The organism is Magnetococcales bacterium (assembly GCA_015232395.1).
In the GTDB taxonomy this organism is placed as follows: Bacteria; Pseudomonadota; Magnetococcia; order Magnetococcales; family JADFZT01; genus JADFZT01.
This window is the reverse complement of record JADFZT010000006.1, coordinates 82,777-95,611: the sequence shown is the minus strand read 5'-3', so window position 1 is coordinate 95,611 and position 12,835 is coordinate 82,777. Positions and strand designations below refer to the sequence as shown.

The following is a 12,835-nucleotide window of genomic DNA, read 5'->3' as shown; positions in this document are numbered from 1 at the left end:
CGCCAACACTCCCTTGGTTACCGATCTTGAAAAAGCTAACTGAATCCTGCAACAGATCCGACTGGGCAGAGAGTTCTTCCGCAGTGGCCGCCATCTCTTCCGCAGCCCCGGCATTTCTCTGAATCACCTGGTCCAACTGCTGTAGGGCGTTGTTGATCTGCCCCGCCCCGGCATTCTGCTCGGAGCTGCCAGCAGAAATTTCCTGCACCAGATCCGCCGTCCGGCGAATATCCGGAACCAAGCTGTTTAGTTTTTCTCCGGCCCCGGCGGCAACCGTCACACTGCTGCTGGAGAGCTGGGTGATCTCACCAGCGGCATTTTGAGCCCGCTCCGCCAGCTTGCGCACTTCAGCAGCCACCACGGCAAAGCCTTTTCCATGTTCACCAGCCCGGGCAGCCTCAATGGCGGCGTTCAAGGCCAGGAGGTTGGTTTGCCGGGCGATCTCTTCGATAATGTTGATCTTTTCAGCGATCTCCTGCATGGCCAAAAGGGCCTGCTCCACCGACTCACCCGTCTCCTGGGCGTGGGCGGAGGCTTTGGTGGAGATGGTTTCGGTCTGCTGGGCATTGTCGGTGTTTTGTTGAATGTTGGAGGTCATCTCCTCCATGGCGGCAGAAGTCTCTTCTACAGAAGCGGCTTGCTCGGTCGCCCCCTGGGAGAGCTGTTGTGCCGCATCGGAAAGCTCAGTAGAGCCAGTGGCCACCTGCTCCGATGCCGTCCGCACGCTCATCAACACCTCGCGCATTTTGGCAGCCATATCCGACATGTTGGTGAATAGTTCTCCAAGCTCATCCTTGCGGGTCATTGCGCATGAGATGGTCAGGTCGCCATTGGCCATGTCCTGCAGCAGGCCACCACAGGTATTGATGGGATGGGTCAGATCACGGGTGATGAACATTCCCAGAGCGATGGCTATGACAAGCCCCGCGAAAATACCGATCAGGGTTTGATTCGTGGCGGTATGACCAGTGGCGATAGAGGTTTCCGCAGCAATATTCAGAGCTTTTTTGGCACCATCCTCCACACCCCCCATGATCTCCATGGTTTTTTCACCGACTTCGTCAGCTTTCTGGTCATTTTCATCCCGTTCGGCAATCACCAGAGCGATTTCCCGCTGGATCTCCATGAAACGGGAAGCGGTTTTTTGGAAGGCGCTGTTGTGGATCCCATCCATTTGGCTCACCATGGCCCGCAGCTGAGGATCGGTCACCTGGGCAATACGCCCCTCCTCGGTCACGGCGCCATTCAGTAGCGCTGTGATCCAACCGTCGAATTCAGCAATGGTTCCTTCATACTCCACCTTGAGTTCATCAATGGCCCCCGCTTCCAGGCTTTGGGCCATCTCTTCGATGGCGATCCGACTCAACCCCAGGGTGGATTTGATCTCCATGGCCATGTCCGCCCAGGTGATCTCCGTAGACATGATGGCCTCGGCTGATTTGCCAGCAGCGATTTTTTGCTGGATGCGATCTTTGACCTGGCCCTCAAAATCTTCAGAGAGCTTGACCACCTGACCATAGCCCTTCTCAAAATCCCCCATGGTCTGTTCCAGCTCAGCCTGCAACACGAACACTTGGCTCATCAGCTCATAGATTTTGCGGATCGGGGGCTGGAACGACTCGTTGTGAAAGTTGTCTGCTTGCTCGACGATGGCTCGCAACGCCGGATCCTGGGCGGCATAGATGGTTCCTTCCGGGGTTTGGGCTCCCTGAAGAATGCCGTCGGCAAAGGTATCAAAATCCCGGATGAATCTTTCGTGTTCCGCCCACACCTCGTCCAGTGCCCGCTGATCACCGGCAGCCAGCAGTTCCATGATCATCTGCATGTCTGAACGCACCGCGAGTTTCATCTCCATGGCGGCGTCCACCAGAGGGCTGGCATGGGTGATGTCGACGGTCTTTTGGCCAATGATATTAATGTTGCGGTAACTCAATCCCCCTACCACAGCCAGGATGGCAGCCACAATGAGAAAGGAGCTGATGAGCTTGGTGCTGATTTTCATGTCTTGAATGTTCATAGATGATTTTCCTCTATCCTGTCTTATGGTGTTGCCAAGCCCCCTCTTGAGGCGAGTGTTTCCAAAAATAACCGGATCATGTGTTATGGTGAAAAGCCTGATGGCCTCATTCCCAGCAACGCGTTTTGAAGATCCATCTTATCTATTGGCTGGAAGAGCTCTGGGAATGGGTTGCAGGCAGCTCAAAGGGTAGCGACTTTGCCGATGCCAAGTGTGCCCATCATTATGAAGATGGAAAAAAGAGATACATGAGGGCTGGTCGGCTTTGGAAAAGGTCGAAACCGTTCATTCGGAACTGTTTTTCCCGGAAAACTGGTTTGTGGTTGTTTGTCACTCGATCATTATAAAGCGAAGCAATCAAGCATAAAATAATTCAATTGAATAATAGTTCAAACTTTGTTACAGGGAACGAAATTTTGATCCATTTGGCAAGTATAAATTAATTGGATTTGAGAGATCGCCCGTTATTTTTTGTTATCGGGCACTACTCACAGTTGCCTCCCCAGGGCTATCCGGGATGAGCGTGTGGCCGTTGGGAGCGGAATGGCTGTGGATGGCTGAATGAGATTTGTGGATGGCAGGAGAGAGCGTTCTTGTGTACCGTATCCCCCTGCCCGTTTTAATGGGTTCCAGCTCTGGATGCAGCCGGGGTTGTGATGGATAAACCATTGATGATTTGGCAAAATTAGTATGTTTGAGTTTCACCAATATCGTCCCCAAAAGGGGGATCCATCACCTCTTGGGGTTTCGATATCCCCAGCTGGTGGAGCGGCTGTTTCCCATCTTTCCTTCATGGTGTGGGGGGAGCACTGTGTGGAGTGTGCGGCGCCTGCCTGTTTTGTCAGCTGTGATCTTTATGAGCCCCGCCCCGATGGTCGTTGTCGCCGGTTTGGCTTGGGCGTGCGTAAAAACAGCGCTTTTTCCGGGCTTCGGGACCACGGTGCGGAGATTCATTTTCGCCGCTGGGGCAAGCTGGAAGCCCGAGGTAACACCCGCATGGAGCCTTTGGGGCGGCTGCTTTGGAAGGAACGGTGGGCCGAACGACTGGCACGGCTCCTCAATGCCATTGGGGCGCTCTTGTTCGGTATCACTCGGGATCAACGCTTGCGTCATCTCGCCTTCAGCTTGCTGGAGCGCTATAACCGCCACCTCCATCGCAGCCATCCCCATCCCGAGCGGCTCCCGGATGCTTTTGTGCTGGAAACCTTCAATCCGGGCGCCAACTCTCTGGTTTTAAATCTCACCATGAGCGTCTCCCGCGCAAGCCTTGAACCGGCACAACAGGGGGCTCAAATTCCTCCCCCCTTTTCTGTCCGCATCACCCTGGATCCGGGTCACAATCGCCACCAGTTCGAAGCGCGCCTCTTTCAATCGGTGAGTGGCTGTGGTTTGCCTTTTGATGTGGCGTTGGTGCCGGAGATGGAAGGGGGCCGGGGTAAGGAGTGGGGGGAGCTGGTGATTGGCACTGCCGATTTTGTGGTTTTTCGGACCAAGCCCCAAATGGAAAACATCAAATGCCTGGTTTGGGATCTGGATCACACCCTGTGGCAGGGGGTTTTACTGGAAGGGGCGCCCAAGGGGGTGCGAAGCGGGGTGCGGGAGTTGATTGAAACCTTGGATCAGCGGGGGATTCTCAACAGCGTTGCCAGCAAAAACGATCACGACCAGGCGTGGAAAATGTTGGAAAAAATGGGCCTGTCCGACTATTTCCTGGCCCCTCAAATCAACTGGCGGCCCAAAAGCGGTAACATCAAAGAGATCGCCCGGCAGTTGAATATCGGGCTCAACACCTTTGCTTTCATCGACGACTCCCCCTTTGAGCTGGAAGAGGTCTCCCGGGCGTTGCCCCAGGTGGCTGTTTTTGAGGTGGGGCGGCTTTCGGAACTGGTCGATCATCCCCGGTTTCAGGGGAGCACCAGCAGTGAAGCCAAAGAGCGGCGGCGCTACTATCAGGATGCTTTCGTTCGGGAGCAGGTACAATCCCGCTTTGGTGCGGATTATCGGGGTTTTTTGGCTTCCTGCGAGATTGTGTTGACGGTGCAGCCCTATGGTTCTCAACAGGCGGGGCGGGTGGCGGAGTTGATGCAGCGGACCAATCAGCTCAATTTTTCCGGGGCCAAATATGGTCGGGATGCTTTGCCCGGGCTGTTGCGGGATCCGGATTTGCAAAAGCATGTGCTGTCGGTTTCCGACCGGTTTGGCTCTTACGGCATTGTGGGATTTAGCTTGGTGAGGCGGGTTGGTGGGGTGTTGCGGGTGGAGGAGTTCATGCTCTCCTGCCGGGTGCAGGGCAAGTTTATTGAGCAGGCGTTTTTTAATTCCTTGCTGGAGGGGGAGGCGGGGGTAGAGCAGCTTTGGGTCAACTTTCAGCCCACCAATCGTAATACGCCTGCCAGACAGACGTTGGAATCATTGGGATTTGAGATCAAAGAGGGGGAGCAGGGTCTTTTCCTGGATCTCCAGAAAAATAGCTTGGTTTGCGACTTTATCCAAACAAACCGGAATCCCCAATCAAAATGATTTTACTGTTAGGGGTGAAGGGGGATTATCCCCCTTCCGGGTTTGGGCAGAGCCCAAGGTTTGTCTTTTGACTTTAATCTTTTGACTTTGCATTCCCATTCCCAGCAGGTCAGTCGTCACCGACGAAAAAACCGCTTCACCCGCTCCTTGATCCCAAATCTTTCAAGGAGTCCTACCAACCACTTGGAAAGCCCCTCAAGCCCTGCATGGCTGAGTGTGAGTACAGCATTTTTAAAGGTGGGCTTCAGCAAAAACAGATTGCCGCTGGGAATCCGGCCATTGCCAAAAAACCGCTTGTGCTCTCCCTCTCCTTCGGTAAAGTCAAACCAGCGGATGGCTGGTTCATATGGCTTTTCAAAGAGTTGCTCCAACACCAAATATTGCAGCACCGTACCCGGAGAGTGGCGGCGATAGTCCGGGTGGAATCCCAGGTGCCGATAGAGCATGACGCCATCATGGATTGGCAGATGGAGATAGCTGACCGGTTTTTCCCCATGAAACAAAATCGCCCCCCAAACCTTCCCCCCCCGGGCCTGGATTTGCAGATTTTTTAAAAATTCGATCCCCTCCGGCAACCCCACATCCAATAGCCGCTCCTGATAGGTGATGGCGGATATTTCCCGGGCCAATCGATAAAAAACATCCATCTCTTCCGCCTTGCGATAGAGCTGCCAGCGGATCTCCCCCCCGGAAAATTGGCCGAAAGCTTTCACTTTGCGTTTTAGAGTGGAGCGGGATTTGGCGGAAAAACCCTGGAGATAATCCCCAAAGGAGCCGGACAGATCGATATAGTGGCGCTGATAGTGGGACGGGACATAGAGCACACCCCGATCCCCAATAGCGGGACGCCCGGGATGTTTGGGCATGGGCAGTCCCCGAAACAGCACGCCGTCACCATCCTTGGGGAGGGAGCTGGAGGAGGTGGTTGAATGCGGCGGTTGGTCCAACAACTGGCCGAGGGGGTGCTCCACCACGGTGAGCTGAAAAGTATGGCGAAACAAAATTCGCTCACCGAGCTGATATTTCAGAACGATTGGCTGGGGTGCGTTGGGATTCATGGCGCGTAGACCCGGCGAAAAAGCTGCTCGCCCATGCGGTGGAGGGTGCGCAGGGGATGGGAGGTCAGGGGGGGGTGGCAGGCGGTATCGTTGCTCCAGGCTTGGGGGTCGATGTCAGCAAAACCGATGGTCTGGAATCGCTGTCGATTATTCGCCAAAAATTGGCAGAGCGCTTCAAAACGTCGCACCATGATGGGGTCTTTCCGGCTGCGGCTGCGGTTGAGGAGTTCAAAACTGTGGGACAGAATCACCAGATAGCGCCATTTTTTTTCATAGGCCTGTTCGATCATTCCCGTCATTTCAGCCGTTGAGACCGCTGTCAGTTGCAAGTGGCGGGTGTGCCCCGGCCAATCGCTGAACCCCCCCATGGGAAATTCCAGGATGCCGTGGTGGCGGACCGGCTGCCAGGGGGAGGGGGGGGCAGAGTTGGAAGAGGAGGAGCGGGGAGGGGTGATCCGGCACTCGGGATAGCCGGGATTAAAGCTTGAATCCATGGTGATGGCGGTTTGGGAGAGGGTTTTGAGGGTGTTGTCATCGGCGCCAAAGCTCCCCGCCCGAAAGGCCTGCACCTGATCAACACCACATTTTTTCAGCAGCTTGAGCCCCTGCTCAATGATCTCAACCTGCTCCCCTTCGGCATAATCATGCATCCGGTGGCGGGGAGTCTTTGAGGGCAGGAGGGGAGGGGTGTATTGGCTGAGCCATTCGGGATGGGTGTGGAGCTGAATGTCGTGACCAGCTGCCAAAATGGGGGAAACGATCCGCTCCAGAAACCCAAGCCCCATCACCCCGGCAAACAGGGGCTCCACAAAAAAGACCGCTTGAAGATCGTATTGCCGAAAGATATCAAGCTGATAGGAAAGCCCCCACGCCCCATCCCCAACCCGCCCAAAAATACAGCGCTCGAAATAATCTCCGAACGTCTCCGGATCGGTGGTCACCGGCCAGGTTTCCACATCGATGGTGAAGAGGATTTTCATGATGGGGGATTGTGGCGGTGGGGATGGCTGGTTGTCCAGCTTGATCCGCAAGAAAGGGGGGGGGACTGCTTTGATACTTTGAGGATGCAGGCGATGTGTGTGGGTTTGTGGTGTTACAGGAGGGAATCAGGGATCAGCGGTGTGGGAATCAGACGTGAACCCGGGCGCAGGAGCCCCCCGGAGCAGGCCTTCGGTGGAGAGATCTTCATCCAACCGGGGCCAGTGAATCCCATAGCCACCCCCACACACCTGCCACTCTGAGCGATCTTCGGGGCTGGCCTCCAGTAGACGGGGATACCAGGCCAAAGGCACCGATATGCGACGGCCATCCATGAGATCGACGTTGAGGTAGGCCTCGTCGATAGCCAGATCTTTCACTCGTTCGTCAGCGCTTAGTGCTAAAATACCCATCCCAGGCCTCCTTCATTCGTATCTGTTCCATCTTGACCAGAATTTGAATAGTATCCAAACCACGTGATAGAGGCTTAAGGGAAAGAACAATCACAAAGGCCGACTTCAGAGAAACACTCTGGTCGGCCTTATTGTTCATTTTGATGCGGGGTTGTTCAAAACCCTTCAGTATCTGGGGCGATGTAAGTCATGATGGTTCCTTTTGGTGAAATAGAAGCCCTATTCTAAAGGCCTAGACACACTCACACATCCACCTTTTCAAGTTCCTGCTCAATCCGCTTTTGCATCTTATCCCCTTCCGAGCCGGGGGAGGGGGAGGCAGCTGTGGCAGCGGCGGCGGTAGCAGGGTCCAGGTTTGAGGCTGCGCTCTTGCGCCAGCGACCCAGCGCCGCCCACAAAGCCCAGGCACCGATTCCCAGCGCAATGAAAGGGCCGAACCAGAGCACCGCGTTCATGCCATCCTTGGTGGGCTCCAGATAGATGTAATCGCCATAACGCTGGAAAAAATAGTCCCGAATCGCCGCTTCCTCTTCTCCCGCACGGACCTTATCCCGAATCACCTCCAGCATATCCTTGGCCAGATCCGAATTGGATTCGTAGATCGATTGGTTTTGACACACCGCACAGCGCAAATCCTGAGCGATAATCCGCACTTGCGCCTCACTGGGATCCTCCGCCAGTTCCGTGGCCCATCCGGGTTGGGAAAAGAGGAGCACACCTGCGAGGAGCATCACCTTGCCAATGGATTGATAAATCGGACCCATCATCACCCCTTCTCCCCTTTGACGCCGATTGGCGCTGCTTGTTCTTTTGTTTCCGGTGTCTCTTGCAAAAGCGGCAGGGCTACCCGCTCAAACCAGCCATCATAGAGAGGGCCGGTATGCTTCAAGCGAATCATGCCGTTGGGATCCACCAAAAACGACTCCGGCGCCCCATAAACCCCCCAATCGATGGCAATTTTCTGCTTGGGATCCTTGGCGTGGCGATAACCAGGGTCGCCATGACGCTGCAAAAAGCGTTCAGCCCCCCCTTGGGTATCCCGAAAATCCACCCCCACGATGGAAAAGTCAGGCCTGGATTGGGCGATTTGGGCCAGCACCATCAGATAGGGATGCTCCGCAATACAACTGACACACCATGAACCCCAAAAATTGACCAACACCCATTGGCCCTGATAATCGCTCAGGGAAACATCTCCCCGGCCATCCAAAGCCGGTGCGGTAAAAGGGGTCGCCGGGCGATTTACCAAGGGTGAGGGGATATTCCGGGGATCGTTGTTAAGCCCCAAGGCAAAGAGAACCAAAATAGCCGCAACAATCCCCAACAAGACGATTTTCCAAAGCGTTTTCATGAGACTTTTTTCTCCCGACGCAACACGCCACCCCCACCCATAAGGGAAATGATCACCCCCAACGCCATGAGCAATGAGCCCCCCCACACCCAGACGACCAATGGATTGACATAAACCCGGATCGACCAGGTTTCCCCGACGGGATCCCCCAGCACCACATAGAGATCTTCCTTCCAGTTGGTGTGAATGGCCGCCTCGGTGGTGGGCTGGGAGTTGACGCTGTAGACCCGTTTTTGGGGCCGCAGGATGACCTCTTCACTGTCGGATTTGGCCCGAATGGTGGCTTCCAAAGCGGTCCAGTTGCGCTTTGACGTCTCCCCAACCCCCTCCAGGGTGATCTCCCAAGAGCCGATTTTGACCGAATCCCCCGGTTGGAGCAGGAGATTTTGTTCTTCCTGAAAAAGCCCCGAGCCGATAAAGCCCGCCGCCATCACCAACACTCCGAAATGGACGACAAATCCGCCGTAGCGCCGTTTGTTGCGACCGATCAACCGCCAGAGAGCACTCCCCATGCTGCCCCCATCCCGGGTGATTCGGGAGCGAACGCCTCGCACCACATCCAACAGATGGGTCGAGCCCACAAAGAGGATCAGCACCAGGGTCGCCAGGCCGTATGGGTGGTCGATGCCCAAAACCAACCCCAGAGGCAAGCCCGCCGCACCAATTCCCAGGGGCAAAAGCAGGCTCTTTTTCAACTGCGCAATAGAGGCCCGCCGCCAGGGAATGAGGGGACCAATGGCCATTAAAACCAACATGCCCAACATGATGGGAATGAATACCTTGTTATAATAGGGCGCACCGACGGACACCTTGGCATCGGAAAAGGTCTCCACTGCCAAGGGATAGAGGGTGCCCAGCAAGACCGTGATCGTCGCCACCACCAGAAAAAGATTGTTGAACAGATAGGCGGTTTCCCGACTGAAGGGGCTTTCAATGGTGATTTTGGTCTTGAGATGATCGGACTGAAACACCAACACCCCAAAGGAAAAGAGCAACACCACCGACATGAAGACGAGAATAAAGACCCCCCGCCCCGGATCGGTGGCAAAGGCGTGCACCGAAGAGAGCACCCCGGAGCGCACCAGGAAGGTGCCCAACAGCGACAGCGCAAAGGTGGTGATGATCAGGAAGAGGTTCCAAATCTTGAACATTTGCCGTCGTTCCTGAACCATCACCGAATGGAGAAAGGCGGTTCCCGTCAGCCACGGCATGAAGGAGGCATTTTCCACCGGATCCCAGGCCCAGTAACCCCCCCAACCCAGTTCATAGTAGGCCCAATAAGCCCCGAAGATGATGCCGGTGGTGAGCATGGCCCAGGAAAAGAGGGTCCAGCGGCGGGTGGCCAAAATCCACTCTTCCCCGGTTTTGCCGACGATGAGCGCCGACATGGCAAAGGCGTAGGGAATGGCAAACCCCACATAGCCCATGTAGAGAAACGGCGGATGAAATACCATTCCCGGATCCTGGAGCAGGGGATTCAACTCCCGGCCATCCATGGGGGGGGGAATCAACCGTTCGAAGGGGGTGGAGAGAAACAGCACCAGAATCAAAAATCCCGCCAGCAAAGCTCCCAGAATCGCCAAAATCCACGGCATCGAAAGGGCATGGGTTTTCCAGTGACGCCACGCCGCGACTGCTATGAAGACAGAAAGCAGCCAGGCCCAGAGCAGCAGCGATCCTTCATGCCCTCCCCACATGGCTGTGGCCAGATAAAAGACCGGCAGATTCAGCGAAGCATGACTGGCGACATAGCGCACTGAAAAGTCATGGGTCATGAAGGAGATGATCAGCCCTGCCACGGCGATGGTCAAAAGCAGGCTGGAGCCAATTGCTGCTTGCCGGCTTGAACGGACCCAGGCGGGTCTGGCGGCATGGGCTCCGTAGAGGGAGGCGATGATCTGGTAAAAAGACAACAAAAGCGCCATCAGGGTGGCGAAATGTCCTATCTCAATCCACATATGATCCTCATTGAGTGGGTATGGATACCCAGAAAACCAAACCGGAATCGGCTTGGGAGGGGTTGCCGGTGTGATTTTGATTTTACTGTTAGGGGTGTAGGGGGATTATCCCCCTACCGGGTTTGGGCAGAGCCCAAGGTTTTGACTTTGTTTTTTGTCTTTTGACCTTATCTTTCCATATCCAGCGGGTTTGGGGCGCAGCCCCAAGGTCTTGATTTTATTTTTTATCTTTTGATCTTATCTTTACCATATTCAGCGGGTTTGGGGTGCAGCCCCAAGGTCTTGATTTTGTTTTTACCTGTCTTTTTTTATTACCAAAATGACCATAAAACGCCATTTCCATTTAAAACAATTTCATCAGATCCATCTTTTCAGAGTTCGGATCTGTCCAGCCGGTTCAATTATTTCAGACCCCGGCTCGATCTTCCAGGCTGGTCAATCGTGGAGTTCTTCCATGGCGGCGTCCGCATCTTTAGCTGCCAAATCTCTTTGGGCAGCCACTTCCCGGGATTTTAAAGTCACGAGATAAGCCCCCAGCAGGATGAACGCCACCGCCATCACAAGCAATGGGGTGAGCAGGGGACCGGCGATGTGGATGCCGCCTTTGCTACCCTGAAATGATGGAGGTTGGTGCAGGGTGCGCCACCAGGTGACCGAAAAGTGGATGATGGGTAGATCCACCGCCCCGATAATGGCGAGCACAGCTGTGGCTCGGGCGCCCTTTTGGGGATCGTCCATGGCGTTGCGCAGCGCCATCAGACCCATATAGATGATCAAAAGCACCAGCATGGAGGTCAAACGGGCATCCCACGCCCACCAGGTGCCCCACATGGGCTTGCCCCAGATGGAACCGGTGGCCAGAGTGACCGCTGTAAAAGCCGCCCCCACGGGAGCTGCCGCATCGGCGATGATGTCCGCCGTTTCGTTGCGCTTCCAGAGAAACATGATGCTGGAAATGGTCAGGACGATATAGGTCAGGAGGGCCATTTTGGCGGAGGGAACATGGATAAAGAGAATCCGCACCGAATTGCCCTGCTGAAAATCCGCCGGAGCCTGGATCACCAGGTACATTCCGATCATCAACAAAACGAGCGCCCCGATTCCCAAGGGACGTTGTATTTTTTTCATCAGATTCATAACGATCCTACTCCTCCACCAACCAGCCGAAGGCCCAGGGGGACAAGGCCAGATAAACCACGTCAAAGATGAGCAACAGTCGCAACCAGGGCCCCGCTTCACCACCGTTGCCAAGTACCGCGCCGGTGGCCTGCACGCCAGCGATCAGCAAGGGGGCCACCAGAGGCAGCAGCAGCAGCGCCAGCAGGGTCTCCCGGGAACGGGCCGCCTGGGTCATCGCTGCCAGCAGCACCCCCAATCCGGTGAGTCCCAATGTGCCCAAAAAGAGGATACCCAAAATAGCCGGAATTTTCTCCCAGGCATCGACGTTAAAGAGTACCAAAGTCAGAGGCAGCAGGATAGCCACCACCAGCGAGGTGAGAAAAAGATTGCCCCACCATTTGCCGAAAAAGACCACCCCCCTGGGGACTGCCGCCATCAGCAGTCCCTCAAAAGCGCCATCTTCCTCTTCTGCCTGAAACACCCGTCCCAGACCCACCAGACTGGTAAAAAGCAGGGTGGTCCAGAGTAGACCCGGTAGCAGGCGGGCTGCTTCCAGGCGGTCGGGTTCGAAGGCGGCTTGAAAGACCACCAGCACCGAGATGGCGAAAAAAACCATGGAGGAGAGGGTCGCCCGACGGCGCAGATCCCCCATCACATCCTTCCAGGCGATACGGTAGGCGGCCTTGAGCAAGGTGGGTTACTCCTGTGGTCCCGGGCTGGTTTCGGTTGGAACAGGCTTTGAGGGGGACGATGTGCCGCCCGGCAAGTGGGCAGGCTCCGGGTGCAGACGACCCTTGATGAGTCGATAGGGGGTGTGGGGGAGGGCGGCCACCCGTTCTGGTTCGTGGCTGGCCAAAAGCAGCGTGCCCCCTTGGTTGAGATAGCTGTTCAGGGTGTCGTTGAGCCAGCCGATCCCCTGGGTATCCAGGGCGGAATAGGGCTCATCCAAAAGCAGCAGGGCAGGCTTGGCCAGGAGCATCCGGGAGAGCGCCAGACGCTTGCGCATGCCAGCGGAAAATCCCAACACCGCACGATCCCGAAAGCGCCCCAGCCCTACCACCCCAATCGCCTCCCGCAACGCCCCGTCATCCACCTCAAGGCGCCGCAAGTCTGCGAAAAAGCGGAGGTTTTCCATGGGTGTCAGATGGCCGTAAAGATGGGTATGATGCCCCACATACAGGAGCAATCCCCGGGCTTCTTCACCGTGTTGGCTGATATCGAGATCGTTGAGGAAGACCTGTCCCCGGCGGGGTTTCAGGCGGGTGGCCAAAATGGCGAGCAGGGTTGATTTGCCGGAGCCGTTGGCCCCAAAAAGCGCGATACACGCCCCGGCGTCTGCTTTGAGATCGACCCCATGGAGAACCCGTTGCCGCCCAAACTGGTGATGAATCCCTTCAACCCGGAGATTCCCCATCAAACGT

Annotated in this window: 11 protein-coding genes; 1 reads left to right on the top strand and 10 read right to left on the bottom strand. The window is 55.7% G+C overall.

Annotated elements, in window-relative coordinates; genetic code table 11:
• A partial coding sequence (locus tag HQL52_03450; protein MBF0368492.1) for a hypothetical protein occupies positions 1-1,849 on the bottom strand: 1,849 nt, incomplete at its 3' end.
• Positions 1,850-2,707: 858 nt separating this feature from the next.
• On the opposite strand from HQL52_03450, the gene HQL52_03445 reads away from it, so the two are divergent.
• Positions 2,708-4,537, top strand: coding sequence for an HAD-IIIC family phosphatase (locus HQL52_03445; protein MBF0368491.1), 1,830 nt, complete (start codon positions 2,708-2,710; stop codon positions 4,535-4,537).
• A gap of 116 nt (positions 4,538-4,653) precedes the next feature.
• Here the strand turns inward: HQL52_03445 and HQL52_03440 are convergent, their stop codons facing one another.
• The 9 genes from HQL52_03440 to ccmA all read right to left on the bottom strand — a co-directional run bounded on the left by HQL52_03440 (position 4,654) and on the right by ccmA (position 12,831).
• Positions 4,654-5,595 carry a GNAT family N-acetyltransferase gene (locus HQL52_03440; protein MBF0368490.1) on the bottom strand — a complete coding sequence of 314 codons (942 nt, stop codon included), beginning with the start codon at positions 5,593-5,595 and terminating at the stop codon, positions 4,654-4,656.
• Positions 5,592-6,626, bottom strand: coding sequence for a polysaccharide deacetylase (locus HQL52_03435; GenBank protein ID MBF0368489.1), 1,035 nt, complete (start codon positions 6,624-6,626; stop codon positions 5,592-5,594). The genes HQL52_03440 and HQL52_03435 overlap by 4 nt, the downstream gene beginning before the upstream one ends.
• Before the next feature lie 75 nt (positions 6,627-6,701).
• Positions 6,702-6,986, bottom strand: a complete 285-nt coding sequence (locus HQL52_03430; GenBank protein ID MBF0368488.1) for a DUF2442 domain-containing protein — start codon at positions 6,984-6,986, stop codon at positions 6,702-6,704.
• Between the two features lie 242 nt (positions 6,987-7,228).
• Complete coding sequence (locus tag HQL52_03425; protein ID MBF0368487.1) at positions 7,229-7,753, bottom strand: cytochrome c-type biogenesis protein CcmH; 525 nt, start codon at positions 7,751-7,753, stop codon at positions 7,229-7,231.
• On the bottom strand, positions 7,753-8,337 hold the full coding sequence (locus HQL52_03420) for a DsbE family thiol:disulfide interchange protein (protein ID MBF0368486.1): 585 nt from the start codon (positions 8,335-8,337) through the stop codon (positions 7,753-7,755). The genes HQL52_03425 and HQL52_03420 overlap by 1 nt, the downstream gene beginning before the upstream one ends.
• The gene (locus tag HQL52_03415; GenBank protein MBF0368485.1) at positions 8,334-10,295 is read right to left on the bottom strand and encodes a heme lyase CcmF/NrfE family subunit; all 1,962 of its coding nucleotides are present in this window, start codon (positions 10,293-10,295) and stop codon (positions 8,334-8,336) included. The genes HQL52_03420 and HQL52_03415 overlap by 4 nt, the downstream gene beginning before the upstream one ends.
• Positions 10,296-10,730: 435 nt before the next feature.
• Positions 10,731-11,423 carry a cytochrome c biogenesis protein CcsA gene (gene ccsA / locus HQL52_03410; GenBank protein ID MBF0368484.1) on the bottom strand — a complete coding sequence of 231 codons (693 nt, stop codon included), beginning with the start codon at positions 11,421-11,423 and terminating at the stop codon, positions 10,731-10,733.
• Between the two features lie 16 nt (positions 11,424-11,439).
• Complete coding sequence (locus HQL52_03405) at positions 11,440-12,105, bottom strand: heme exporter protein CcmB (GenBank protein ID MBF0368483.1); 666 nt, start codon at positions 12,103-12,105, stop codon at positions 11,440-11,442.
• A 6-nt stretch (positions 12,106-12,111) separates the two neighbouring features.
• Complete coding sequence (gene ccmA, locus HQL52_03400; GenBank protein MBF0368482.1) at positions 12,112-12,831, bottom strand: heme ABC exporter ATP-binding protein CcmA; 720 nt, start codon at positions 12,829-12,831, stop codon at positions 12,112-12,114.
• Between the last annotated feature and the right edge of the window lie 4 nt (positions 12,832-12,835).